We start from the raw sequence: 26,390 nt of genomic DNA, 5'->3' as shown, positions 1-26,390 counted from the left end.
CATGCGCCGACGGCGTCCGGGGCGCTGGGGTTGTGTGATCGTGCTGCTGCTGTTCACCGCCGTGTGCTGCGCGGCTCCGGTATCGAACGCGATCAGCGCGTACGTGGCACTCCATACCGCACGCCAGGACACGGCCCAGACGGCCGAGAGCGGCTCGGTGTCGGACATTCCCGCCCGGATGCTGGCCGCCTACAAGAAGGCCGCCACACTTGTGCGCCGGCACGTGCCTGACTGCCGGGGCATGCGCTGGCCGATCCTGGCCGGGATCGCCAAGGTCGAGTCCCATCACGCCACCGGACGAACCATCACCACGTCCGGAGACATCCGCCCGCGGATCTACGGGGTCCTCCTCAACGGCTCCGGAGCCGGTGGCAACACCACCGTGTTCCCCGACACCGACAAGGGCCGCTGGGACGGCACCGACACCGGAGAACGCGCCGTCGGCCCGTTCCAGTTCCTGCCCTCCACCTGGGATGGCGCCGGACGGGACGCGAACGGGGACAAGAAGGCCGACCCGCACAACGCCGACGACGCCGCGCTCGGTGCAGCCGTGTATCTGTGCGGTGGAGGCCGTGACCTCACCCAGCGAGGCCAGCTCAAGGCCGCGCTCTTCCAGTACAACCGCTCGAGTGCGTACGTCGCCAACGTCCTGGGGCGGATCGACCAGTACACGGCAGCCGCGAAGGACCCGGGTCTGAAAAACGTGACCGGCAAGGTCCGTACCGTCATCGAGGCGGCCCTGTCCCAGCGGGGCGTGCCGTATTCGTGGGGTGGCGGCAACGCGACCGGTAGGTCCTACGGGATCTGTTGCACACCCAGCGGCAAGAGCGGCGCGCACATCAAAGGCTTCGACTGCTCGGGCCTGACCACCTACGCCTACGCCAAAGTGGGCGTGCAACTGCCGCGCACCGCGGCCGCTCAGGCCGGCGTGGGCAGGCGTATCCCCGCAGGACTTGGCACCGGCGCGCTCGAGCCGGGTGATCTGGTGTTCTTCGCGTACGCGCCGGGCCGCGACTCGACCATCTACCACGTCGGGATCTACGTCGGCAGCGGCCAGATGGTCAACGCACCCCGGCCGGACACGGTCGTTCGGGTTGACACGGTCGACGCGATGTCCGGCTATGCGGGAGGAGCCAGGCTGCTATGACCGCCAATCTGCCCGCAGGTTCTCCTGGCGCCTTGCGGCTTCTCGCGGGCTCTGCGGCTGCATCACGGACCCTGCGCCAGCAGCGCGCCTTACGCACTGTGCGCGCAATGCCGGCCCCGGCGGACTTGATCTGCCTCGTTGCCCTGAGCCGGGCTTCGCCACGAGACGAGCAAGCAGGGTTGAACCGCTGCCGTGGTCTGTTGGAGCAGCGCGTTGCGGATGTCGGCACCGTCGACCCAGGTGACCAGCCCTTCACTCAGGCAGACGCTGCCCTCTGGCGGCAGCCTCCAAAGCGCCTGACAGGGCCCGAGCGGGCCCTGTCCACCGGTCGACTGCCGCATCGTCGGCTACGGCCGGGCAGACGGTGTCAGTGCGCACCGCCGCCTCACAGCTCAGCCGGTGTCAACCTGCCGCTGGAGGCTGCGGTAGCGGTCGAAGGCTTCGCGGGCGTCTGGAACGAAGGCCTGGTCACGGACCAGGTCGGCCAGTTCGGGCTCGGTCAGCCAGGTGTGCCAGGCGACCTCCGCGGCGTCCGGCCGGACGGTCTGCGTGACAACCGTCTCGTGCAGGCCCATCCAGTACGGGCTGATAGCACCCGCGCACAAGAACTTGAATACGAATCGAGGACTGGAATGAACTCCGAGTTCCTCCGCCAACTCACGTGCGGCGGCGTCTTCATACGACTCGCCGACGTCCACGGCGCCGCCGAGCATCCAGTTGAGCTGCCCGGGAAAGAGCGAGGTGCCGTCGGGGCGGCGGTGGACAAGGATCCGCCCTGCAAGATCACGGCACACGATGGTCGCGACGCGGTGCAGCCACCCGCGGCGGATCGCCTCCCTCCTGTCCACGAGCGCGATGACCTCGTCACGCTCGTCCACCCGTGCGACATACTCGCTCATGGGCACACGACGCCAGAGGAAACCGGCGGCATCCCCCGCCGAGATCACACTCCGGCAGGCCAGACCGGCCACTCTCGCCTCCGACGCACAGCAACGGCTCAGCGGGATGAATCCACCAAGGACTCGACCAAACTGGCGTCCCTCACGGCCGGCTCTCGCTGCGCTGACCGGCAACTCTGCCGCGAACACGTGGCCTGGATACAGTCGCCTCGCCCGCTGCTGGTCACCGCCTTGGTCCTGGCGGTGGGCGGGATGGTCCTGCTGGCTCTGCCCCGCCATTCCAGCGCACCCGGGCCTGCGGAACCGCCGCCTGTCGCCGCGCCTGACGGCCACGCCTCCTCGCTTTCTCCTCCTGGACACCCCGGCCACGGCAGCAGGGCGGCATCAGCGACGCCTCCGGCTCTGCAGTACGCGACGGCCCTTTCGACACCGCAGCCGGCCACCGGGCGGGCGCTGCCCCCGCGCGGCGACGGGCAGGCCGGCGACGCGGCCGTGCAGAGGGCTTTGGAGGCTGCCTGGCCGCCGGACCTTTCCGCCGGGGACGAACGCGAGTTGCTGGACGCCGGGCGCGCCATTCTGCGTGCGGACGCAACCGGGTTCGGTCGTGCCCGGTGGCCGGACGTCTTCTCCTCCGCCGGGCAGGGGCTGGCGCCTGCGTTCGCCACGGCGCGGTTCCGCATTCAGGCGGGCATCGCAAGGCGTGACGGTGCGGATGGTCGGGCGGTGGTGCACCTGGTGTGGGCCGGTGCGGACCGCGCAGGCGCCTTCAGCGACGGCCGCATCAGCCAGGTGCATTTCTCCCGGACCACGATGCTGAAGGGAGGCTCCCGGTGGACGCCGCAGCTCCGAACTTGACCGGCCAGGCCGGCGAATCGGTCACCGGCACGGTGTTCGCACTGTTCACGGGCCTCATCGAGACGGCCGGCCGGGTTGCCGCCCACTGGTGGGCGTTCGCGGCGGGCGTCATCGCCGTGTGGGCGGCGGGCGAGGTGGTGGTGCGCCGCCTGGCGCGGAAGGCCTCGGCTGAGCGGATGGCCCTGGAACTGACCGCGTCGCGGCACTTCGACCCCGCTCTGGAGGAGATCTTTCGCCGCGGGGTGCAGTTGGCTCGGGCGTCGACGAGCATGCCGTGGTGGGCTCCGCGCCGGGCGAAGGCGGTGCAGATCCGGCTGCGCGCGGATGGTACGTCGCCACTTATGTACCGCGTTGAGGGCCCGGCCGGCGGGGAACGGCTCTTGTCGATCACTCCGTTCGGGCCGGCCGTCATCGTGCACCGGGCCCGTCCCCTTGCGGATAAGCCCCGAAAGCACGTGGTGCGGGCCGAGTTCATCCTGCGGGGCAGGCCCACCGCACCCCTGCGGGACGTTCCGCTGCAGCCGGACCCGCTGCAGCCGCTGGTCGATGCTGTCTGCGACCTGCGCGCGGAGCTGGGTGATCTGGCGGAGATCCGGCTCGACATCCAGCGGGCTCCCAAGTGGGTCCTGCGGGCGCGTCGCCTGCAGCTGATGGGCCAGGCCCGGCGCATGGAACGGAGGGAGACGCAGCGGGCCGCCCGGTGGGCTCGCGAGGATGCGGGCACCATCCGGGACTCACTGACCTGGCAGCTGCAGCAGCTCGTCGGCGGTAAACACGGCGGTGGGACAAGCGGTGGTGGCAATCGTGTGGTCATGCCGCCCGTCCCACGCCGGGTGGAGGCGGCCGACGCGCTGGGCAAACTGGCCGAGGACGACCATCTGGTACGGGTGCAGCTGCTGGTGATGTGCGCGTCGAACACACAAGGACGCGCGCAGGCCAGGCTGGCGCAGATGCAGGCCGCGTTGGATGTGTTCGGTGGCGGGTCGCGGTGGGCGATGCGTGGGCTGCGAGTGGGCCCGTGGCGCTTCGGCGCGGACCGCTGGCCCAGTCGGCGTTCTTTCGAGCGCCGCTGGCGGCTGGGGCACTGCCAGCCGCCGCGTCCCAACTGGGTGCGCCTGGACGAGGTGACCGGGCTGCTCAAACCGCCGACGGTGCACTGCCGGCTGCCGCTGCTGGCAGCTGATCTGCCGGCCTTCGCGCACGGGGATCCCGGGCTGCTGCTGCAGGGCATCCATCGCGGACCGGACGGGCGACGCCGCCTGGTGGCCACCTACGCTGAGGAGACCTTGTTCGAGGTCGGGGTGGGCAAGGCCGGCGGAGGCAAGACCGAACGTGCCCTGGCGCAAGCGGTCGGCTGGGCGCATGCCGGGGGCGGACTGTTGTTCGTCGACCCCCACCGCGATTCCTGGCCCCGTGCTGTGCCCTTCCTCGCCCATGAGACGCTGATGCAGCGGATCGCGCTGATCGACCTCAACTCGGGCGGGGCTGCGACCCGGGTGAGTTCGTGGAATCCGATCGGCATGCACCACGGCCAGGCCGCGCACGAGGTCGTCGAGACGACCGCCGATGCCTATGCCGCCGCGCTCGCCTGGGACGACGCCACAGCTCCCCGCGCCCTGACCATCCTCACGGCCGCGCTGACGGTGCTGGTGACGGTCAACGAGGCCGCATGCACTGCAGGGCGGCCCGGGGACCAGGCCACCCTCTTTCACGTGCGATCCCTGCTGACCGACGAATCGTTTCGCACCGCGGCACTCGCCGCCGTGCAGGAACGGCTGGACGCGGAGACCCGTTCCTGGTGGCAGACCGTGTTCCCCACTCTGCCAGCCGACAGCTTCGTCGTCGTCCTCAACCCCCTCGCGCGCTTGGCCGCCAACCCGGTCACCCGCGCCTTCCTCGGCCAGGGCGCCGGCGTCTACGACATCCGCGCCGCCATGGACTCCCGCATGATCGTGTGGGTGTGCCCGGGTGGCAACGGGCCCACCGACCGGCTCATCACCGCACTCCTCGCCCGTGACCTGCTGCGGGCTGTCCGCTCCCGCCGTGACACCCCGGAGAAGCAACGGGTTCCGTTCCGCGCCTACTTCGACGAACTGATCACCCTCACCGGCGCGGCGCCCGAAACCATCGCCGCCATGTTCGAGGACTTCCGCAAGTACAAGGTCCACGTCCACGGCATGACCCAGCTCCTGGCCCGCCTGCCCGGCCCGGTGCGGCTGTCATTGGTGCAGAACGCGTCCACTCTGGCGACCACCGCCGGTTCCCATACCGCGATCGCACCGATCACCGCGGAATGGGGTGAGAAGCCCAGCCCGCACATCGTCGCCGCCCTGGACCGGTACGAGCACTACATCTCGCTCACCGTCCGCGGCCGCCGCACCGGCCCGCTCCAGATCACCGGCCCTCATCTCGACGACGTCTTCGCCGACCAGGCCCGCCCCCACCAGGCCGCCGCCCTCCGGCGTGCCGCCCGCACCAACGCCGACGCCCAGCCGATGGCCGAGCACGCCGCGCGGGCGAGCACTCAGCTCGGTCGGGTCCACGCCTTCCTCACCCAGCACCCGACTGCCGACCCGGCCGGCGCACGCCGCGACACCTCGAAGGGATACCAGTGACCATGCACACGGCCTTCGAACACACCCGCCCCTGCCCCACCGGCCAAGGCCCCCGCCCTGCCCCGGCGTCGGGCCCGGAACCTGGTGAGCCTCCGCTCCCCCACCCGCCCGAGTCGACCACCCCTGCTGCTGCCAGCCCACCGGCCCCCGCGCCCGCAACGCTGCGGCCGGGGCACACCTCCAGCCCCGGAGAATCCCTGCCGCACCTACTCCTCGCCGGCCTGGCCCTGCACCGTATGGCCACCACCCGGCAACTCATCCCCCTGCTGCGCCCCGACGTCTCCCGGCCGACCGTCTCCGCACCCCTCAACAAGCTGCGCAGACTCGGCCTTGTCGACTTCACCGTGCTGCCCAGCTCCCACCGCACCCGCGTCTGGTACCTGACCGGAGAAGGCGCCCGGCTGACCCGCGACCTGCCCGAACTACGTGGCAGGCCGCCCTTCACGGTGCACTCCCCGGAGGCCGCGTCACTGAAGATCCCACACACCCTTGCCGTGTTGCGCACCCACCTCGCCTTCGCTGCCGACGCCCGGCGGCGAGGCGACGAACACGGCCCCTTCGACTGGACACCCGAAGTCGCCCACCCCATCGGCGACGGCGAACGCGTCATCGCCGACGCCGTCCTGCACTACACGCTCACCGGCTCCGGCGGGCGTACCAAACTCCGGGCATTCCTCGAGATCGACCGCACCACCATGAGCAGCGAACGCCTCGCCACGAAACTCATCGACTACGCCCGCCTGTTCACCCACACCCCGCAATCCATGACCCGGGCACGCCACCACCAGCACACCGCGACCGCACGGCCCGGGCCGGCCTGGCTGCGCTGGTACCCCGTCTTTCCACGGGTCCTGTTCGTCCTGACCAACGCCTCCCGCCGCACCCTCGAAAACCGGATCAGCGACCTGAAGGCCATGACTGCTCAACACCCGCACGTGGCCACCATGGCCCGTACCGTGCCGCTGGGCGCGGCCGTCCTGGAAGATCTGGAAACCCACGGGCCTTACGCAAAGGTGTGGACACCACTCGTTTCCGGCGAACCTACGTCATGGGCCCACCTGTGACCGGCCCACACGACGCCGCGCCATGCCCGCCAGTCCCCACGCTCACGCACCTCCAACCGCTCAGCAGGGGTGAGCAGTCCCGTCGCAAAATGGGCAGGGCAGCCGCGCAGACCGTCCTGCGCACAGCGACAGGCCCGGCGAGCAGCCACAGAGCCGGCCAGAATCGGGCGGCGGCGCGCAGCACACCCCCGGCTCCCCTGCCCGCACCCGGTCAGAGCCGCTGACGCCTTCTGCGCCCCACCCGGTCCGGCCAGGCACAACGCACCCTCCACCGCCCGGTGGGGAAACGCGCACAAGCCGTCCTGCCTGCCCGGGCGAAAAACCGGCAGAGGCCGGTGAGGCACGTTCCACGGTCCGGTCCGACAACCGCCGCACCAACCCTCCGCAGGTACGCCCCGTTGAGCGGGCAGATCGTCCTGGGAATGTCACAGGACACCCACACACCCCACCACCCCCTTGCACTTTGCTGACGCGAACAACTATTTTCGTTTACGGGAGCGATCCCTGTTCCACCAAGTAATCAATTTTTGCTGCCCAGAAGAAGGAAGAACGATGTCCCAGCCCACACCTACTGTTCGCATCCCAGAAGACTTAACGGAGGTGACCTGGCCGGTCGGTACCGAAATGGCCTCGTTCACCGGTGACGCATTGGTTCTCACCTCCGCCACCGACTTCGACACCTCCGCCGCCGACCACGTCCGCCACCAGCTGCCCCACCGGCACGTCACTCACGACGGCGACGTCATCACCGTCTGGCCTCGCCCTCACAGGGACCGGCCATGAAGGCCGTCCGGACCGGGAAACCGGCCACCCCCGACACCCCGGCAGCATCCAGCACCACCAGCAGCAGAACCACCGACCGCGACACCGCACGCGACACGGTAGCCGCCGCCACCGTCCCCACGGGCCGCAGCCAGCCGCAGGCCCTCCACCCCGGCACCCACCGCTCCGGCCACCCCCGGCTCCCCGCGGCAACGGCACCGGATTCGGGTCCCACACGGCCGGCGACCCGCAAGCCGGGACCAGGCCGGGTACCGACCCGGCCGCTTCGGCAGGCTCCGTGGGTGGCACTCGCTCTGGGTGTCTGTCTCCTCCTGGGCATGGCGGGCTGCACCACCGGGGCCGACGGCGCCGAGACGGCTGCCCCGAAGGACCGAGCCGCCGCGGCCGCCGTCGGCAAGGCTCAGGGCGAAACGTCCCGGGAGCAATCACCGAACGGCGCAGAGGCCCTGGCCGAACTGCAGGGCCAGCACGGCCTGCGGCTGACGCTCACCGCCGCAGAGCGGGACGCCGGCGGCTTCCTCACCGTCCGCGGCACCCTGAGCAATGACAGCGCCGAGACCGTCGAGGTACCGGCCGGACTGCGCGGCAACGAGCAAGACGTGCTGCGCAACGGCCAGTCACTGGGTGGCGCAACTCTCGTGGACCAACGCGCTCGCAAGCGCTACTACGTGCTGCGCGACACCGACGGCCGGCCACTGACCACCATGGGCCTGTCCTCGCTCAAACCCGGAGAACACGTCCGCGTCTTCATGCAGTTCCCCGAACCGCCGGCCGGCACCCGCCACATGGGCTTCCACCTGCCCCAGTTCGACACCGCGACCATCAGGATCACGCCATGAGGGCCCCAACGGGCCATCTCCCACGCGCCCTGCCGGCCGCCCCGCGCCTGGTCGCCACCGCCGTAGCCGCACTGATCGCCACAGCCGTCTGCGGCATGGCGCCGGCGGACGCCACGCCGCAAGCCGCAACCACTCAGCCGGCCGGCGGCCATCCTGCCCACCCCAACCCCAGCGATCCCGACCTGGCACTGGCAGACGGCGCGCAGCTGGCGGCCCCGAAGATCCTCACGCTGGATGCGGCAATGCTCGACGTTCACCGTGTCGTCGAAGACGTTCACGGCGGGCAGCGTCCCTCCGGGTCACCAGACTCCGGCCCGTCCGGGTCTCAAGCACCGGGACAGCCGACGAGCAGCCCCGTTCCCTCCGCCACCGGGTCCGCCGTACCGCAGCCGAGCGAAGGCGGCACACAGCCGTCACCACAACCGTCGGCGCCAGGCGCAGACGGCTCCAGCACCGCCGCCTCACGCAGTGCGCGGGGTGGGTCCGGCAGCTTGCACCTGGTCCTAGGGGTGTTGGCGCTGGCCGCTGCCGCAGTCACCACCGGACTGGCGCTGCACCGCGTCCGCAGACGCCGCAGCCGGTCCAACCCGAAGAGCGGCCCAAGCACATGCGAGGCCGGTCAGCCCGCGGATGCCGCAGCCCGACTGGACCTCGCCCTTCGTACCCTCGCCGACCGTACGACCCACGCCGACGGACCCGCTATGCCCGGCATCCGAGCCGCCCTCCTCGGCACCGGCATCATCGAGGTCCTGCCTGCGGAACCTGCTGACACGCCGCAACAACCGTTCGCTGAAGGGGACGACGGCTGGTGGACCCTGGCCGACGACGCACCCCTGCTCACCCCACTCGCCGCCCACGACGTGTCACCACCCAGCCCAGGGCTCGTCACCATCGGCCACACCGAAGCCGGTGACCTGCTCCTGATCAACCTGCTGCAGCAACCCGCACTGCTCCTCGACGGCCGAAAGGACGACATCACCGCTTTCCTCACCAGCCTCGCCGTCGAACTCGGCATGAGCCCCTGGGCACCCGAAGCCGACATCACCACCATCGGCTTCGGCGACGATCTCCCCCGGCTACTTCCCCGCGCCGCCATCACCCACCAGCCCGACGCGGCAACGGCACTGCGCACCCTCACCGACCACCTCCTCCAAGCCCACCAACACCCCGGCCTCCGGCAACGCCCACAACTGCTCCTATGCGCAGACCCACTCGATACCGACTCCACCACCCACATCACCACCCTCCTGGACACACCCCGCCCCCACACCCTCACCCTGGTCTGCCCCACCACCCGCCACATGACCAAACTGCTCCCCCAAGCGCCGCTACTCGACGCCGCGGCCCCCGGGCCCCAGCCCGTGCCCGAAACCGGCCGCACCGCCACCCTGCAGCACCTGCACCCCACCGACCTCACCAACATCACTCAACCGACAGACCATCAGGAGCAAGAGACCCCGCGTCCGCACCAGGCGAAGAAGGTCAGGTCCAAGCCGCCGCCACCCGACCACCGGCTCGGCGCATCAGCCGCAGTGCAGACCGGCACCGGTCCTGCTGGCGGCAGTGCTCAAACCCCAGAGCCCGGCACCAACACGCCTGACAACTCCGTATTCCCAGCACTGCTCGCCGCCACCAGCACACCAGGCCCGAAGCACCCGCCGGCTCCCCATCCAGCGTCCGTGTCCGCCGACCACCGCACGGCGCCAGCGGCAAGCCCCCGCAACGCCGCGAGCGCCAGTCCCCTAGCCCGCCACACGCATACCACCGGCAGCCCAGAAGACGGTCCGGACATCTCACTCAGCCCGAAGATCCGGGTCCTGGGCCCCATCGAGGTCGACAACGTGCCCACCACCGGCCACGGACCCCGCGTCGCCCAACTCGCGGCCCTGCTCTGCTTCCGCCCACACCACACCGCCGACGCACTGTGCCACGCCATGGATCCCGCCGCCCCGTGGACCACCAGCACCCTCAACGCCCGCGTACAGGAACTGCGCCGCGCCCTCGGCAAAGCCCCCGACGGCACCCCCTACGTCCCCCGCCGCCGCCACGGCGACGACCCCTACCGCCTCCACCCAGCCATCCACAGCGACTGGGGCCGCTTCCAGCACCTCACCGACCAGTACCTCCCCAACGAGTCCGCGTCCCTCCCCGCCTTGGAAGACGCCCTCGCCCTCGTCCGCGGTCGCCCCTTCGGACACAAACCCCCCGCCTGGGCCGAACCCTTCCAACAGGACATCACCACCAAAATCGTTGAAGTCGCCCACACCGTAGCCGCGCACCGCACCACCGAAGGCCCCCACCACAACCTCAGCCAGGCCCGACAGGCCGTCGCCACCGGACTCGACGCCGACGACACAGCCGAAGTCCTCTACCGGGACTGGCTGCACATCGAACACACCGCCGGAAACCGCCGGGGTGTCCACACCGCCATCAGCCGCCTGCAACAAATCAGCCGCCACCTCGACACCCCACTCGAACCCGAAACCCAACAGCTGATCCACGCACTACTCGCCCCCGCACCAACACCCCCACACCAGGCATGAGCCCGCCCCGGCCAAGCCGCTGCCCGAGGCACGTCAACCACCCCCACCGTGACAGGGCAGGCTCCTCGGGCGGGCGGCAGTCACCATGGGCCCCGCAGTTGCCCACCGCGCCACGACGGCTGCCCCGCGCTCACCGCCTCCTCACCGGTGTGATCACCCTCGGTACCATGACCATCGCGGGTATCGGCTTCGCCGGTTCCTACGCCGCCGTACGAGAATTAGCCGTCAGAAAGGGCTTCGGGGACTTCAGTTACGTCTTCCCGATCGGCATCGACGCGGGTATCTGCGTCCTGCTGGCCCTGGACCTGCTGCTGACCTGGATCCGCATACCCTTCCCGCTGCTGCGGCAGACAGCCTGGCTGCTGACGGCGGCGACGATCGCCTTCAACGGCGCGGCGGCCTGGCCGGACCCGCTCGGCGTGGGCATGCACGGCGTCATCCCGATCCTGTTCGTGGTGTCGGTCGAGGCCGCCCGCCACGCGATCGGCCGGATCGCCGACATCACCGCGGACAAGCACATGGAGGGCGTCCGCCTCACCCGCTGGCTGCTCTCCCCCGTGCCCACGTTCCTGCTCTGGCGCCGGATGAAGCTGTGGGAGCTGCGCTCCTACGACCAGGTGATCAAGCTGGAGCAGGAACGGCTCGTCTACCAGGCCCGCCTGCGCTCCCGCTACGGCCGCGCCTGGCGCCGCAAGGCCCCCGTCGAGGCCCTGATGCCCCTGCGCCTGGCCAAGTACGGCGTCCCCCTCGCGGAGACGGCCCCCTCGGGCCTGGCCGCCGGCGACATCAAGCCCGGCCCACTACCGCCCAGCCGTCAGCCGCCAACCGGCGCAGCACACCCGCAACCTCCCGGTTCGCCAGCTCCGGCACGTGCACCACGGCAAACGCCCACTCCACGAGCACCCCGAGCCCCGACAACACAGCCGCGCCAGAAGTCAACGCCGCTACGGAACGCCGCACCACCAATTGACCGGCTCCATGGGGCCCGCACCCACAGCCACACCGCAGCCAACCCACCAACGCAGACCATGACACAAGCCCGGAACCAGGGCCGCCACGACAACGCCCAACAGCATGCCCAGAAGGCCGCGGATTACGAGAGGCCGCTGCCCGCCCACCATCTCCGACCCGCCGGCGTCTCCAACAACCAAGGCAACGAACCAACCCCAGACTCAGGCGGACAGCATCCTGCCGCCAACAACCACCACCCGAATCAGGATGATCCCTCACTCACCGCTGTAAACGTCCCCCCGACCCCAGACATTCACAGCCCCAGGACAAGCACCGCGACCAACCACCCATTACCACTACACCAGAACCACGCGGCCGAAGACCCCGCGCTCACCACCGTCGACCGCTACTACCTCGCCTGGATCAACTACCAGACCACATACGGAAGCGAACCCACAGCCCGACAGCTCTCCACCTACCTCCACGACCAAGGCATACACGGCCGAAAGCAAGGCCCGGTCAACCCATCAACCCTGCGCCGATACCTGCTGCCGTTCCGTCTGTACACCATCTGGTCCGAGCAGCGAGCAATCGGTGACACCCCATCACCCGAAGCGATCGCGCAAGAATGCGCGAACCGCGGCATCGCCGCACAGCACAACAAGCCCGTCACCACCCACTACATCAGCGACCGCACCCGGGACTTCGAACGCCGCTGGAAAGCACTCGCCCACCACCACACTCCCGACGGCCGATAGACATGAGGGAGGCCTAAGCAAGGACGTCGACCAGTTCTACCCGCGCGCCGACACCATCGCCGCGGCGAACGCCGCACTGATCGAGGCCCAGGGCCAGGTGCCGATCGTGCAGTACTGGGGAACAGCCTGCTGGCCTCGGTCGACGGTCCGCGGTTCGTCGCCCCGGTGCGGACCATCAGCACCGCCCCAGGCGTGCCGGGACGCCCTGGAGGACCAGCTCGGTGCGCTCGGCCTGGTCCTGAACGCCATGCTGCTCTGCAACACCCAGTACATCGAAGCTGAGGTCGCCCCGCTGGCGAGAAGGACATCGCACGGCTGTCCCCTCTCCAGCATCGCAAGCTCAACGTGCTCGGCCGCTGCAGCTTCACCCCCCTCCATCCCGGCCGACGGCGGCTTACGACCGCTGCGCGACCCAGATGCGATCGAGGTCGACGAGGACGACTCAGAAGATCGTCCATGTAGCCATCTTCACGGGCAGTCGGCCTCGCCACGGATCCGGTTTCGCAAGCCGACCCGGTCGCATTCAACCGTGGGCGCTCAAATCTGTACTGTCAGCAGACATGGACATCGAACAGGCTGTCACGGATATCGGGAACGTCGAAGAGGTACCCGGCCTGCCCAAGGCCTGGCGATGGTCGCCCATGTCGCGCTTCGTGTTCTCCCTGGCCATGGACGTCGACGGGTGCTGGGCCTACCAAATGAACTCGATCGATGCACACGACAAAGGCCTTGCGAGGGCCGTTCTCACCTTTGCGAGGCAGCACCAGCTCGGGCGCGGATCCGACGCCCGGCCGCTCGCGGTCGTCCCCGGGTTCTCCTACGGGACCTACCAGTTCGATGCCGTGGCCGCGGCTTCACCCCCGGTGCACGGATACCACCACGGCCGGAATGAGGACTTGAACGAGCTCGTCTCAGCGGTCTTCCCCGCGTATCAGTGCGAGTTCCGCGGGGACGAGAACCTGGAGGTGGCTGTCCTGCGGTTCAAGCGAATGCTACGACCGACGGTCATCACCCGGCCGCCGGTCCCGTACCTCAGGATGCGGTATGAGAACACAAAGACCGGCGGCGGCAGCGTGGGTCCCTCCCGCGGGTTCACTACGTACGACGTGCTGCTGAGGGAGCTCAGTCTCCTTGAAGACTCCCCTGGGAGTTTCGTGGAGTTCGAGAACCTCCGTGGTGAGGTGTGGAACATCGAGTGGAACGGTTCGTGGCTGGTGAACGGCACACCGCAGGACTGCCCGCCCTCCGAGAGCTTGGCGGCATCGGCTCTGAGATGTCCGTAGGGGTTCGAGGTCCCGGTTCGCGTCTCCTTCCGTTCTCACAAATGACCATCTGTGAGAGCTCTGCGAGAGCCTTTTAAGCGATCACGTTTCCGCAGGTCGTCGTTCGCCAAAGTCCTCTCGAAACTGGAATTTTTCCCATCGAACCTTGCGAACACCACCGGCCGGCGACCGTTCCGTCCGGCGCACAGGAAGAACGCCCACCACATCAGGGCCGCGTCTGCACCCAGGTCATCACAACGCCTTCTGAGACGACCGGTTAGACGTTCGGTGTTCGGTAGGCGTCCGCAGTAGCGGTGAGCACCTCGGTCCAGGGGGTGGGCTTGAGGCCGAAGGCGGCGGTGGCCGCGCGCGCGTCCATCACGAAGGGCCGTTCGAGCTGGTAAGCGACCTCGCGCAGGGCTCGCACGGTCGGGTTGACCAGGCCCAGCATCGACGTGATGACGGCCGGGATTTGACCGACTCGGACCGGCGCGACTCCCGCGGCCTCCGCGAGGTCGGCAATGGCCTCGCGCTGAGTACGGGGCGGGTTGCTGGGGACGTGCCAGGGCCGGCCCCATGCCTTTTCCTCACCGCCTACTGCGACCAGCAGCCGGGCGGCGTCCTCGGTGTAGGTCCAGCTGTGGGCGGTGTCAGGGCTGCACAGCACCTGGACGTCGCGGCCGGCCAGCAGCCGTGGCACCACGCGGGCCCCGAGCGGGCTCTGGGCGTGCGGGCCGATGTAGTCGGAACTGCGGATCTCGGTGGTCCGGATGCGTCCGGCGCGGTGCAGGGCGAGCGCGTCCTCCCACATCCGGGCGCGTACCCGGCCCTTCTCGGAGTTGGGGGCGAGCGGGGTGTCCTCGGTCATCGCGGCGGTGACCGCGCCGTAACCGTACAGGTTGCCGACCGTGGCCAGGACGGCTCCGGAGCGTTCAGCGGCGGCCAGCAGAGCGGTAGCGAGCGGAGGCCAGTCCGTTGCCCAGCGGTGGTAAGCGGGGTTGGCGCAGTTGTACAGCACGGCCGCTCCAGTGGCCAGTTCGGCCAGTGCGGCGGATTGAGTGGCGTCCAGGCGCACGGACCGTACACCGGGCAGGTCTGCTGTCGCGGGCGTTGCTCCGGATCGGCTGACCAGGACGACCTCCTCGCCGCGCGCGGCGAGCAGTCGCGCGGTGGCCGAGCCGATGGGCCCCATGCCGACGATCAGGTGCTTACTCACGGTTTCCTCCGGAGCACGAGAGAACAGTGTTCTCGCTTTGGTCGATGTCGAGAGACTGACGCAGCGCCGGGAGACTGTCAAGAACACTGTTCTCGGTTGCGTCCGGCGTTCTCGTTTTTGCCGATCCATGCGAGGATGGCCCCATGTCCACCCCTCGAAAGACGCCCACAGCGCGGGAACGGGCCCGGATCGAGTTCACCGCGGAGATCAAGGCGGTGGCCCGCACACAGCTCGCTGAGGGCGGAGCGGCCGCGCTCTCGCTTCGCGCCGTCGCCAGAGAGCTCGGCCTGGCTTCCGCTTCCGCGCTCTACCGCTACTTCCCGAGCCGCGACGCCCTGCTCACCGCACTCATCCTGGACGGCTACACCTCCTTGAGTAACGCCGCAGAGGCCGCCCACGCCGCACTGGGCACAGCTGACACCGAGCCGGCGGACATGCTGGAGCGCTGGGTCGGCGTCTGCCACGCGGTGCGGGACTGGGCGCTGGCACATCCGCACGAATACGCGCTGATCTACGGGTCGCCTGTGCCCGGTTACGCCGCCCCTCAGGACACCGTGGCGCAGGCGACTAGGGTCCCCTACCTGATCGGCGCCCTCTTCACCGACGCACAGGGCAAGGACGGCCATCGGCCGGAAGCCACCCGGCCCGCAATGCCCGACGACGCCCGGCAGTCATTGGCGCCGCTGCTCAGCGGACTCCCCCCGGACACCCCGGCCGAACTGGTCATGGGCAGCCTGATGGCCTGGACATATCTCTTCGGCGCCATCTCCTTCGAGCTCTTCGGCCACCGCCACGAGATCATCGCCGACCCCCGCGCCTTCTTCGACCACGAAGCGCGCCGCGTCGGCGCAGCACTTGGCCTCGGCACCTGATGTTGACTCAAATCCGCTGGCCCACACGCTTGCCGGAACGATCACTGCCACTGCCGCGGAGACAAACTCGCGCTGTCATGAGGTGAGCTGTCCGAGGCTTCATCACAAACGCGAAAAGTGCCCCTGCCCACGTATGGGCAGTCGGCCGGGCCAGCAGCGCCCGGACGCGGGCAGAAACGTGAGCATGGACATCGGCGGGATCCTCGTCAGCACGTACTCCGGGAGCGGGACGCCGCCGCGACCTGAAGTAGACCTTCGGCCTTCACCCGCCAGGAGTTCGTCGACCACGGCCGCGGGGGACCCGGCGAACCGGTCGTCGTCATGCTGCGGCCCGGCAACGCGGGCTGCAACACCGCGAGCGACCACATCGAATCCACCAAGCTGGACATGGCCCAGCTACCGAGACGGCTGCGACACGGACGGCAAACGGGGATCCTTACCAACTCCTACGGCGGTACCTACGAGTTCGTCGCCTGGCTCGCCAAGCATGGCCAGTGGCTGTCGTACTCGGTCGGCGTGACCATGACCGACGCCATCCACCATGCGGTCCTCAAGGTGCCGGACCCGGCCTGGACGCCCGCTGTAGAGCTCGACGGCGAGATCCGCGACGGCGCCGGGCCGCCGAACTCGCGAGCGACTGCTGAACCACTGACTCTGACGGTGCAGGCGCAGAGCCGATGAAGGTGCTCAGCTCGGCGTCCAGGAGCTCGGGGGCTGGGGAGGACCAAGGGATGCAACGGAGTGCGAAAATCAGGCCATGTCGGAGCAGTTGTCGCGCTGGTATCGAGGCCGCCTCGTCGTGGGGCCGTTCAAGCCATTCGAGGTCGATGAGGTTGAACGGCTTGAATGGGCGATCGGCTTGCCGCTGCCGTCTTCCTATCGCTCGTTCCTGGAGGCGGCGGGCGGGAAGAGGCTGACGTACTCGGTTCGTTTGCCAGCTTGTGAACCGGAGCCGTTCCAGAGTTTCGACGACCTCTACCAGCTCGGCCGTGACGATGATGGTGATTACGGCTGGGGCACTCTGCTGGGCGAGTACCGCCGCAGCCGTGATGGGTGGCTCGCTCAGGAGGTCTCACTGGCCGGCCTTCTTCCGATAGCCCGCAACGGCGGGAGCGACACCCTGTTCCTGGACCTGAACCCGGCCACCCATGGCCAGCTCCATGCCTTCGTACATGGCATCCCTATCCCGGGATACCTGCCGAAGGGGGTATTTACCAAAGTCGCTGACGACTTCGGCGCCTACCTCCACAGCCTGTTCGTGGAGCCGGACTTGGCGGCGGATACCTGGGCCGATGCTGTCGAGAGTGACTCCACCGATCCGTGGCGGCGGACCGTCGAAGAATGGCTGGACAAGGAACTACCGGGTTGGCGTGCTGAATCGTGGGCAGCAGCCTCAGTGCCCGAGCGGGGTGTTTGATCAGGTGACGTTGCGTGCTGCCGAGAGGAACTTGAGGTGAGCCTGCCCGCCGACCAGCGGAACGGTCGCGGGAAGCGGTCCGGGCGGTTCGCGGCGGCGACGCCGAGCGGCGGTAGCAGGCAGGTTGCGGCAAGAGCCGCGCCCACTCCTCGCTCGTCAGATCGCCCCGTCCCACGCGACCAAACGATCAAGGAAGTCGGCCCCGTTCCAGGATCGAATGACGATTCACCGGACACGGCCTAGTCCTGCCAGTAGAACAGCAGGGTGTCGATGGTGACGGGTTCGCGCTTGCCGAAGTAGTAGACGCACAGGCCAGTGACTCGGATCGCGCCGGTGGTCTCATCGATCCAGCGGAAGCCGGCCGATTCAAGGGACTGACGGGCAGTCAGGTCCGTGTCGGCGCCAGTGGCGAACCGGCCGAGGGTACTGATGAACAGCTCGCTCTCGCCGAACTCGATCACGTGATAGGTCCCGCCTCCCTGCTGGTTGTGCTCGCCGCAGGAGACAGGAGGCATCGGCGCGAGGCCCGCTTCAGTCAGCACGGCCGTTGCCCGGCGGAGCTGCTCGTCCTGGTCGGGACGGATGGGTGGCTCGGTGCAGAGGGCTTCGATACGCCACCGCGGATCGCTCTGTCGTTCGCAGCCGCTCGCGTACTCATGCAGGATCGCGCTTCGGAGTTCGTCGTCCAGACCGGCTATCTCGATCCGCGGGCGCCCCAGGGTGTCGTAGATGAGTCGGGTCTCATCAGCGTCGCCGGTGAGGCGATGCAGCGCGTATGCGGACCAGAGCTTCGCCTCGACCGTCAGCGCCTCGTCGAGGTAGCCGCGGATTCGTTTCGGATCCGACAGCAGCGACTGGGCCAGGTACGCGACACCACAATCGGGGTCCGCCAGCGCGTCAGTCACGTCCGCTCCGGCCCGATGCCGCATCCGGACGTGGAAGGCACGGTCCTCGGGCCGCTTGTCGCCGAGGTCGGCCAGGACCACCTCCACCCCGTACCGGATCACCAGCGCGTCCAGCCCGGCCTCGCCGACCCCGCGCCAACGCGGCCACGGAGAAGCCGCGAGCGATGCCAACCCACGTGCGGCCGAGCGATCGCCGAGCATGCCGCGTGTCTTGAGGATCGCCTCGGGCATCCCGTACGAACGCTCGTGCTGCCGGTCTTCGTGCTTCAGCCAAGGCAGCAGCTCCGCCCGGCCCGCGAGAAGGTCGAGAAGCGCGATGCGAACCTCGGCCACATCGTCCGGATCGCACACGCGTGAGATCAAGTTGGCGACATGCCGTTCCGGTACCCGCTCGGCCAGCGCGTGCGCGCAGGGCCTGCGGCGCCACCACGGGTGCGCCGGCTCGGCCACGTATAGAGCGAGTTCGTCGGCGTCAAGCTCCACTAGGCCAGCGATGTCGGCCTGCCCTGCGCCGGGCACCAACATCTCGATGTTCCTCATTCGCGGATGCTAGTGCCCCAAGGACCCGCAGTTCGACCTCGCAGCGATCAAGAACTCGACGCCACGACCGAACTGCGGGACGGGGCACTCATTTGCTGTGCGAAAGCGGGCGGCGCCGTCACGGCGTCATTCGAATTGCCATCGGCTGGCGCATACGCGTCGCCGGAACATGCGACCTCACCGGTCTCATGCCCCCGACGCCCGCCTCACCACGGTCCGGCCAGGCGAAGCCCGGCCACTTCCGCGTGGCAAGGACTTCGCGCTGCCTCGGCCTGTCCGGGCCACGCCGCCGCGCTGCCCCGTACGGGGCGAACGCCTAGCCGGCCTCTCGACTGCTCGGACAGTGTCCATCGGTGCCGACGAGGCCGGCGCACATGCGCCCCCCCCTGGGACCGCGCCTGTCTGGCGCCTGGTCAGGAGGTGAGTACGGCACGCCCCTCGGCGATGATGGCCGCCAGTTCCTCGATCTCCCCCGCACCGAGTGACGTGAGCGGCGGGCGAACCGGCCCGGCCTTGCTCCCCTCGAGGGTCACTCCTGCCTTCACCAGGGCCACCGCGTACCCCGGTGCCCGCTTGCGCAGCCTGACCAGCGGGTGGAAGAAGGCCCGCTGCAACGCGTCGATGCGCTCGTGGTCGCTCTCCTCGACGGCCCGGTGGAAGGCGAGGGAGATGTCTGGGGCGAAGGCGAACGCGGCCGAGGAGTACAGCTCCACGCCCAGGGCCCGGTAGGCCAGTTGGCTCGCTTCGGCGGTGGGCATGCCGTTGAAGAACTGGAAGTCCTTGCCGGACTCGCGCAGGGCCTCGCGTACGGCGGGGATGATGCGAGCCACGAGATCGAGGTCGCCGGTGCCGTCCTTGAGGCCCGTCACCGTGGGCAGTTGGGCCACTTCCGCCGCCGTCTGCTCATCGAATCGCGCGTTCGCCCGGTTGTAGACGATGACCGGGAGGGAGGTCTCCTCAGCGACCGCATGAGTGTAGGCGACGAGTCCTTCGGCGGGCGACTCGACCAGGTAGGGCGGCATGAGCAGCAGGCCGTCCGCGCCGGCTTCCGCTGCCGCCCGGGCGAAGTGCCGGGCCAGCCCGAGCGCGCCGCCTGCTCCGGCGTAGACCGGGGCTCGTCCGGCGACCGCGTCGACGGCGGTCCGTACCACCGCGGTGAACTCCTCGACGTCCAGAGCGTGGAACTCGCCGGTGCCGCAGGCGACGAACACTCCGCCGGGGCCGGCGTCGACTCCGGCCGATACGTGCTGGTGCAGCGCGGCGAGGTCGACCTCGCCGATGTCGGTGAAGGGCGTGACGGGAAAGAAGAGGACGCCTTCAAGCATGGGGGTCTCCATTGTCTGGGGCAGCGGTGCAGCGGTGGACGGGTGGGACAGCGGCCGGAGTCGGCGGATGCCGGGCGGCGGCCTGCTTTCGGGGGGCCCGGAGCAGGGGGCGGGGGTGTCGGGTCAGGCCGGCGTTGAAGCGCTCGGGCGCACCACGTTGGCGAGTGGTCGGCCCTGCTCCAGCCGGTTGATGTTGTCGGCGATCTCCGCCGCGCGCGCGGCGAAGGTATCGGTGGTGTGGCCTGAGTGGTGGGGGGTCATCAGCACGTTGGGCAGGCGGTGGAACGGCAACCGACTGGGCACTGCCGGCGGGCCGGACCACCACACGTCCAGAGCGGCGCCGGCGATGGTGCCGGAGTCGAGCGCCTGGTAGAGCGCCTCCTCTTGCACCACCGGCCCGCGGGACACGTTGATCAGCAGGCTTTGCGGTCTCATGGCCGCAAGTTCGTCGCGGCCGATCAGTCCGCGGGTCTCTGGGCTGAGAGGGACGGTGACCACCACGACGTCGGATTCGGCCAGCAGGTCGGGCAGTCGGTCATTGCCGCCGATCCAGTCGGTCCGCAGGTCGTCGGGGATCGGTGCGGAGGGGTTGCGGCGCACGGCGCGTATTCGCAGGCCCACTGCCTGGCAGAGCCGGGCGACTTCGGTGCCGGTCTCACCGAACCCGATGATGCCCATCCGGCGGCCCTCCACCGTCGTCCCGAACGGCAGTTCTGGATCGACGGCCACGTTGCGCCAGTGTCCGGCCCGCAGTGCGCGGTCGGCGTTCAGGACGTCACGGGACAGCATCATGACGGACATGAGCACGTGCTCGGCGATGGAACGGCCGTGATGGTGCGTGGTCGCGACGGCCACCTGCGGGCCGAGCGCGTCCAGCGGGATGCCGTCGTAGCCGGCGCCGACGACATGGACGAGACCGAGCCGGTCGGCGCGCCGGGCGTCTTCGGCACTCAGGTGCGAACCGACATACACCTCGATGTCGTTGATGGCGTCGGAGATCCGTGCCGCGGGCCAGTGGCTGGACTCCAGCCAGGTGTGCCGGCCCTCGGTGCGCGCTGTGAGCGGTTCGTGGAACCGGCTCAGGATGCGGTGGTTGAGCATGATGCGCACGGTTGAGTCACCACCGGGGGGTCTTGGTCGAGAAGGTGGAGTCGTAGCGGCGCATGTAGCCGGTGTCGTCGCGGTCGCGCAGCCCGCAGTCGAGGTACTGCTGGTGGAGCCGGGCGAGTGCGTCCCGGTCCAGTTCCACTCCCAGGCCGGGAGCCGTCGGGACGGTGACGCGGCCCTCGCTGAACCGCAGCGCCTCGGTGTCGACCACGTCCTCGTCCGGCTGCTTCCACGGCCAGTGGGTGTCGCAGGCATAGGACAGGTGCGGTACGGCGGCGCCCAGATGGGTCATCGCCGCGAGGCTGATGCCCAGATGGGAGTTGGAGTGCATGGACAGGCCCAGGCCGAAGGTGTCGCAGAGGGTGGAGAGCTGGACGCAGCGCCGCAGACCGCCCCAGTAGTGGTGGTCGGACAGGATGATGCGCACGGATGCGCGGGCCACTGCCGGGGCGAGGTCGTCGAAGGAGACGACACACATGTTGGTCGCCAGAGGGGTCGCCGTCCGCGCGGCCACGGACGCCATGCCGTCGATGCCTTCGGTCGGGTCCTCCAGGTACTGCAGCACTCCGTCCAGTTCACGGGCGACGCGCAGTGAAGTCTTCGGGCTCCAGGCGGCGTTGGGGTCCAGACGCAGGGGCAGGTCGGGGAAGGTCTGACGCAGGGCCCTGATCGCCGCGGTCTCCTCGTCGGGCGGGAAGACGCCGCCTTTGAGCTTGAGGGAGGAGAAGCCGTACGTGTCGATCATCCGGCGGGCCTGGTCGACCAGGCCCGCCGGATCGAGGGCGGCGCCCCAGTCGTCGTCCTCCTGTCCCGGGTGTCCGGCCCATTTGTAGAAGAGGTAGCCGCTGTAGGGGACCGAAGGACGTACTGCTCCTCCCAGCAGGTCGCTGACCGGCCTGCCGATCAGCTTGCCCTGGATGTCGAGGCAGGCGACGTCGAACGGTGACATGACCCGGTCCACGGCGCTGCTGCCGGTGACCATTCCGGACATGCCGTCGCCGCCGGTGGTGTCCGGGCCCAGCGCACGTGTGGTGCGGGCGACCAGGTCGTTGAGGTTCCAGACATCGAGGCCGGTCAGTTCTTCGGCGGCGCGGCGCAGCCGTTCCAGGTGGAGGGTGCCGCCGTAGGTCTCGCCGATGCCGGTGACACCGGACTCCGTGGTGATCTCCACGATCGTGCGCAGCGCATAGGGCTCGTGCACGCCGACCGTGTTGAGCAGCGGGTAGTCCCGGAAGGCCACGGGGGTCACGGTGACGTCGGCGATGCGAGCTGCGTTCCCTGCCATCAAGCCATCCTCATATGTAGTCGGCGTTCTCATTTGTAGACAGCGAGGTGGGAGGCTGTCAATGGCCGTGTCCCGCAGTCCGCGGGAACGGGGCCGCGTCGCCGCGCTGTTGATGTGGCCGGGAGACGGGTCACCGGCACGGAAGCGGGCACCCGTCGACACCCCTCGGTCACGGAACCGGTGTGACCAGGGCGCCCTCGGTGAGGAACCGCTGCAGGTTGTCCAGGACCAACTCGCCCATCGCCCGGCGCGTCTCGCGCGTTCCGCTGGCGACATGGGGAAGCAGGACCACCCTGTCCGACTCCATCAGCGCCTGTGGCACGTTCGGTTCGTCGGCGAACACGTCGAGTGCCGCACCCGCGATCCGCCCTTCCCGCACCGCGGCGACCAGGGCCGACTCGTCGACGACGGTGCCGCGAGCGACGTTGACCAGGTAGCCCCGAGGTCCCAGCGCCTCCAGCACCTCCGCCGAGACCAGCCCCCCGGTGCCCGCCCCGCCGGCGACGGTGACGACCACCGCGTCGCACTCGGTGGCCAGCATCCGCGCGGTGGGCAGGTAGCGGTAAGGAGCGTCGGGCACCGGAACCCGCGAGCAGTACGCGATGTCTGTACCGAAGCCTTCGAGCCGGCGCGCGACGGCCCGGCCGATACGGCCCAGCCCGAGGATGCCCACCTTCTTCCCGCTGACCCGGGAGGTCAGCGGGTAGGGTGCCGCACGCCACCGGCCGGCCCGCACGTATCGGTCGGCGGCCGACAGTTCGCGCATGACGTCGATCAGACCGCCGACGGCGAGGTCGGCCACACAATCCGTGAGCACGTCGGGGGTGTTGCTGACGTCGATGCCGCGCGAGCGGGCATGGGCCACGTCCGTGGTCTCGTAGCCCACGCCGAAGTGGACGATGGCCCCGAGTCCGGGCAGCGCGTCCATCAGCGAGTTGCCGACGCCCCATCGCGCGCTGGTCACCGCGGCGACCACGTTGTGCGCTTCCTCGCGCAGGTAGGCGGCGGGATCGGGCAGTTCGTGCAGACGCACGGTGTGGTAGCGGTCGGCCAGCGTTCTCTCCAGCTCGGGGAGCAACGCAGACACCTGGAGCACGGTGCGCGGGGCGGTCCGGTCACCGGGGGCGGCGTGGTGGGGCATGGCGGTGTTCCCGTCTTTGTCGAGGATTGCCGTGCGCACGCGCACGGCGCCGGCTGGCGCGCAGTCAGGACCGGGGCGGGACACGGTGGCGATCTGTCACCGCTGCGAGGCCGGGCCGGGCGGCGAAAGTCCCGGAACCGATGCAGCGACGGGCCCGGGACGACAGATCCGTCACTGCTCATGTCTTGACGCTGCCACAGCCGCAGTTTAGCTTCGGCGTTCATGGATGCGGACCGTGTACGCAAATATAAACAGCGTAGGGGGTCGGCCCGAACTCGGATCGCGACATATCAGCACTCCCCCGGAGATACGCCGACGATGAAGTCCCCCGTTTCTTCCACTCCGCCCGAACGACGGCGGCCCCGCCCGACGACCGCGATACTCCTGGCGGGCACGATGCTGCTGTCCAGCGGATGCGCCGTGGCCAACAGCGCCGGCGGCGACGCCGGACAAGCCGACGGCCGTACCCTGCGCGTGGTGCTCACCCAGGAACCACCGACGCTGGAACCCTGCGAAGCCTCACTGACCGGTACCGGCGTCGTCGTCCGGTCCAACATCACCGAGCCCCTCGTCGAACGTGACCCCGTCTCCGGCGAACTGCACCCCCTGCTCGCGACCGGCTGGAAGCAGACCGGTCCTCGCACCTGGACCTTCGAAACCCGCAGCGGGGTGACCTTCCAGAACGGCGAGCCGTTCACCGCGAAGGACGCCGCCTTCTCCATCGAACGGGCCGTCAACTCCGACCTCGCCTGCAACGTCGAGGGCTATGTCTTCGGCAACGACGACCTGAAGGCGGAGGCGGTCGGCGACAACCGGCTGACCGTCACCACCGCCGAGCCCGACCCCATCCTTCCGCTGCGCCTGAGCTTCCTGGAGATCGTTCCGCGCACCACCGACGCGAACGCCAAGGTGCGCGTCCCGATCGGCACCGGCCCCTACGCCGTGCGTTCGTGGCAGGCCGGAACCGCGATCTCCCTCAGTCGCTACGACGGCTACTGGGGCGAGGCTCCCGACTTTCCGCGGGCCCGCTACGTCTGGCGCAGCGACGCCGGCGTCCGGGCCGCCATGATCGACAAGGACGAGGCGGAGATCGCTGTCGCACTCGACTCGACGGAGGCACAGAAGGACACGACCGCCGCCTATCCCAACAACGAAACGACCGCCCTGCGGCTGGACGGCCGCGAGGCGCCCCTCGACGACCTCAGGGTGCGCCGGGCCATCGACCTGGCCGTCGACCGCCAGGGCATCATCGACGCCCTGCTCGGCGGACTGGCCGAACCGGCCGGCCAGCTCGTCCCACCCGGAGTGGTCGGACACAGCGACGAGATCGAGCCGACCCGGCAGAACGTGGCCACGGCCCGGGCCCTGGTGAAGGAAGCGAAGGCCGACGGCGTACCCACCGGCCGCACCATCACCCTGGTCGCCCGCAACGGCATGTTCTCCGGGGTGTCGGAAACCGCGGAGGCCCTCCAGTACCAGATGGAGCAGATCGGGCTCAACGTACGGGTACGCATGGCCGACACCGCCACCCAACTCCAGTACCAGCTCCGACCGCTGCCGAAGAACGTCGGGCCCATCGCCCTGCTGATCATGCACGGCAACCAGGCCGGTGACGCAGCCTTCACCACCAGCCAATACCTGCTCAGCGACGGCCCGCAGTCCACCTTCGGCACCAAGGACCTCGACGGGCGCATCTCCGACGCGGGCCTGCTGTCCGGCACGAAGCGCCAGAACGCCTTCGCCGACCTGCTCGCCCGGCAGAACGACACCGTCGTCCAATACACCCACATCGCCCATATGAGCGGACTGCTCGGCCTGTCACCGTCGATCCGGTACGAGCCGAACGCCGCATCCGGGGACGAACTGCGGCTGGCCGAGGTCCGCCGCGCCGAGGCGGCGAAGCACTGACATGATCCCCTTCCTGCGCAAGCGCATAGTCTCCAGTGCCATCCCCCTGCTGTTCGTGGTATTGGGCGTCTTCTTCCTGGCCCGCATGACCGGCAACCCGGTCGACCTCTACCTCCCTCTGAGCGCCACCGCCCAGCAGCGCGCCGAGTTCTCCACCGCTCAGGGCTTCGACCTGCCGGTGCTGGCGCAACTGTGGAACTACCTCGCCGACGCCGCGACCCTGGACTTCGGCACCTCGCTGCGGACCGGGCAGCCAGCCACCGACATGGTGCTCGACGCCTTCCCGGTCACCCTGCAACTCGCCGGTGTGACCATGCTGCTCGCCATCACCGGAGCAGTACTGGTCGGCAGCCTGGCCGCCTACCGCCCCAACTCCCCGGCCGACCGGATCGCCAGCCTGTTGTCGATGACGGCCGCAAGCATCCCCGACTTCTGGTTCGCCATCATGGGCGTACTCGTCTTCGGTGTGAGCCTCGGCTGGCTGCCGACCTCCGGAACCCTCGGCGGACCCGAGATCTGGGTACTGCCCATCGCCACTTTGCTGATCCGCCCCTTCGGAGTGCTGGTCCAAGTGGTGCGCGGCAGCATGGTCTCCGCGCTCTCCGCGCCCTACGTCAAGATCGCCCGCAGCAAGGGCGCCACACCCCAACGGGTCGTCTTCGGCCACGCCCTGCGCAACGCGGTGACACCGGTACTGACCGTGGCGGGAGACCTGACGGTCGGCCTGGTCAACGGAGCGGTGATCGTCGAGACGATCTTCGGCTGGCCCGGCATCGGCAAACTCATGATCGACTCCATTCTCCAGCGCGACTTCGCGGTCCTCCAGGCGGCCGTGCTCCTGACCGCGGTGACGATCTTCGTGCTCAACATCCTGGTCGACGTCTGCCACGCGCTGACCGACCCCCGTGTACGACAGGCGGTGCCGGCGTGAGCCGAACAAGCAGCATGACCCGTGAAG

General features: G+C 69.3%; 21 protein-coding genes and 1 pseudogene. 15 read left to right on the top strand and 7 right to left on the bottom strand.

Annotated elements, in window-relative coordinates:
- Nucleotide 1 precedes the first annotated feature (1 nt).
- Entirely contained in the window at nt 2-1,147 is a 1,146-nt protein-coding gene (locus DN051_RS38850; RefSeq protein ID WP_112442807.1) for a C40 family peptidase, read from the top strand.
- Between the two features lie 392 nt (nt 1,148-1,539).
- Here the strand turns inward: DN051_RS38850 and DN051_RS38845 are convergent, their stop codons facing one another.
- Nucleotides 1,540-2,046, bottom strand: coding sequence for an NUDIX hydrolase (locus DN051_RS38845; RefSeq protein WP_112441598.1), 507 nt, complete (start codon nt 2,044-2,046; stop codon nt 1,540-1,542).
- 252 nt (nt 2,047-2,298) lie between these two features.
- Here DN051_RS38845 and DN051_RS45995 point away from each other — a divergent pair, with 252 nt between their 5' ends.
- The 9 genes and pseudogenes from DN051_RS45995 (at nt 2,299) to DN051_RS38800 (ending at nt 13,737) form a co-directional block, all read left to right on the top strand.
- Nucleotides 2,299-2,901: a hypothetical protein gene (locus DN051_RS45995; protein ID WP_246040769.1), complete on the top strand. Its 603-nt coding sequence runs from the start codon at nt 2,299-2,301 to the stop codon at nt 2,899-2,901.
- Entirely contained in the window at nt 2,877-5,516 is a 2,640-nt protein-coding gene (locus DN051_RS38835) for an ATP/GTP-binding protein (protein ID WP_112441594.1), read from the top strand. The genes DN051_RS45995 and DN051_RS38835 overlap by 25 nt, the downstream gene beginning before the upstream one ends.
- Nucleotides 5,517-5,752: 236 nt before the next feature.
- A complete protein-coding gene (locus DN051_RS38830) occupies nt 5,753-6,580 on the top strand; it encodes a replication-relaxation family protein (RefSeq protein WP_246040768.1) in 828 nt (275 codons plus the stop codon).
- A 600-nt stretch (nt 6,581-7,180) separates the two neighbouring features.
- A complete protein-coding gene (locus tag DN051_RS38825; RefSeq protein ID WP_112441590.1) occupies nt 7,181-7,363 on the top strand; it encodes a hypothetical protein in 183 nt (60 codons plus the stop codon).
- A 281-nt stretch (nt 7,364-7,644) separates the two neighbouring features.
- Nucleotides 7,645-8,202 (top strand): hypothetical protein, encoded by a 558-nt coding sequence (locus DN051_RS38820; protein WP_112442805.1) that lies wholly within the window; start codon nt 7,645-7,647, stop codon nt 8,200-8,202.
- A 701-nt stretch (nt 8,203-8,903) separates the two neighbouring features.
- Nucleotides 8,904-10,745, top strand: coding sequence for an AfsR/SARP family transcriptional regulator (locus tag DN051_RS38815; RefSeq protein WP_112441588.1), 1,842 nt, complete (start codon nt 8,904-8,906; stop codon nt 10,743-10,745).
- A gap of 167 nt (nt 10,746-10,912) precedes the next feature.
- Nucleotides 10,913-12,454, top strand: coding sequence for a DUF2637 domain-containing protein (locus tag DN051_RS46820; RefSeq protein WP_246040767.1), 1,542 nt, complete (start codon nt 10,913-10,915; stop codon nt 12,452-12,454).
- Between the two features lie 25 nt (nt 12,455-12,479).
- A pseudogene (locus DN051_RS47925) lies at nt 12,480-12,643 on the top strand (Tn3 family transposase); the annotation flags it as partial.
- 371 nt (nt 12,644-13,014) lie between these two features.
- Nucleotides 13,015-13,737, top strand: a complete 723-nt coding sequence (locus tag DN051_RS38800) for a hypothetical protein (protein WP_112441584.1) — start codon at nt 13,015-13,017, stop codon at nt 13,735-13,737.
- A 256-nt stretch (nt 13,738-13,993) separates the two neighbouring features.
- Here the strand turns inward: DN051_RS38800 and DN051_RS38795 are convergent, their stop codons facing one another.
- Entirely contained in the window at nt 13,994-14,932 is a 939-nt protein-coding gene (locus tag DN051_RS38795; RefSeq protein ID WP_112441582.1) for an NAD-dependent epimerase/dehydratase family protein, read from the bottom strand.
- A gap of 143 nt (nt 14,933-15,075) precedes the next feature.
- Here DN051_RS38795 and DN051_RS38790 point away from each other — a divergent pair, with 143 nt between their 5' ends.
- The 3 genes from DN051_RS38790 to DN051_RS38780 all read left to right on the top strand — a co-directional run bounded on the left by DN051_RS38790 (nt 15,076) and on the right by DN051_RS38780 (nt 17,221).
- Nucleotides 15,076-15,804, top strand: a complete 729-nt coding sequence (locus tag DN051_RS38790; RefSeq protein WP_112441580.1) for a TetR/AcrR family transcriptional regulator — start codon at nt 15,076-15,078, stop codon at nt 15,802-15,804.
- A gap of 321 nt (nt 15,805-16,125) precedes the next feature.
- Entirely contained in the window at nt 16,126-16,485 is a 360-nt protein-coding gene (locus DN051_RS38785; protein ID WP_112441578.1) for a hypothetical protein, read from the top strand.
- A 76-nt stretch (nt 16,486-16,561) separates the two neighbouring features.
- Nucleotides 16,562-17,221: an SMI1/KNR4 family protein gene (locus DN051_RS38780; RefSeq protein WP_053756397.1), complete on the top strand. Its 660-nt coding sequence runs from the start codon at nt 16,562-16,564 to the stop codon at nt 17,219-17,221.
- 239 nt (nt 17,222-17,460) lie between these two features.
- Here the strand turns inward: DN051_RS38780 and DN051_RS38775 are convergent, their stop codons facing one another.
- From DN051_RS38775 to DN051_RS38755, 5 genes are all read right to left on the bottom strand, one after another.
- Nucleotides 17,461-18,666, bottom strand: coding sequence for a hypothetical protein (locus DN051_RS38775; protein ID WP_112441576.1), 1,206 nt, complete (start codon nt 18,664-18,666; stop codon nt 17,461-17,463).
- Between the two features lie 413 nt (nt 18,667-19,079).
- Complete coding sequence (locus DN051_RS38770) at nt 19,080-19,991, bottom strand: 5-dehydro-4-deoxyglucarate dehydratase (protein WP_246040766.1); 912 nt, start codon at nt 19,989-19,991, stop codon at nt 19,080-19,082.
- 123 nt (nt 19,992-20,114) lie between these two features.
- Entirely contained in the window at nt 20,115-21,092 is a 978-nt protein-coding gene (locus DN051_RS38765; RefSeq protein ID WP_246040765.1) for a 2-hydroxyacid dehydrogenase, read from the bottom strand.
- A 16-nt stretch (nt 21,093-21,108) separates the two neighbouring features.
- Nucleotides 21,109-22,383 carry a glucarate dehydratase family protein gene (locus tag DN051_RS38760; RefSeq protein ID WP_053756903.1) on the bottom strand — a complete coding sequence of 425 codons (1,275 nt, stop codon included), beginning with the start codon at nt 22,381-22,383 and terminating at the stop codon, nt 21,109-21,111.
- 169 nt (nt 22,384-22,552) lie between these two features.
- A complete protein-coding gene (locus DN051_RS38755) occupies nt 22,553-23,524 on the bottom strand; it encodes a 2-hydroxyacid dehydrogenase (protein ID WP_112441571.1) in 972 nt (323 codons plus the stop codon).
- 318 nt (nt 23,525-23,842) lie between these two features.
- On the opposite strand from DN051_RS38755, the gene DN051_RS38750 reads away from it, so the two are divergent.
- Together DN051_RS38750 and DN051_RS38745 are read left to right on the top strand one after the other, a co-directional pair.
- Entirely contained in the window at nt 23,843-25,432 is a 1,590-nt protein-coding gene (locus DN051_RS38750) for an ABC transporter substrate-binding protein (RefSeq protein ID WP_112441569.1), read from the top strand.
- A gap of 1 nt (nt 25,433) precedes the next feature.
- A complete protein-coding gene (locus DN051_RS38745; RefSeq protein ID WP_112441567.1) occupies nt 25,434-26,363 on the top strand; it encodes an ABC transporter permease in 930 nt (309 codons plus the stop codon).
- Nucleotides 26,364-26,390: the final 27 nt, after the last annotated feature.

The organism is Streptomyces cadmiisoli (assembly GCF_003261055.1).
In the GTDB taxonomy this organism is placed as follows: Bacteria; Actinomycetota; Actinomycetes; order Streptomycetales; family Streptomycetaceae; genus Streptomyces; species Streptomyces cadmiisoli.
This window is presented reverse-complemented; position numbering and strand designations above follow the sequence as displayed.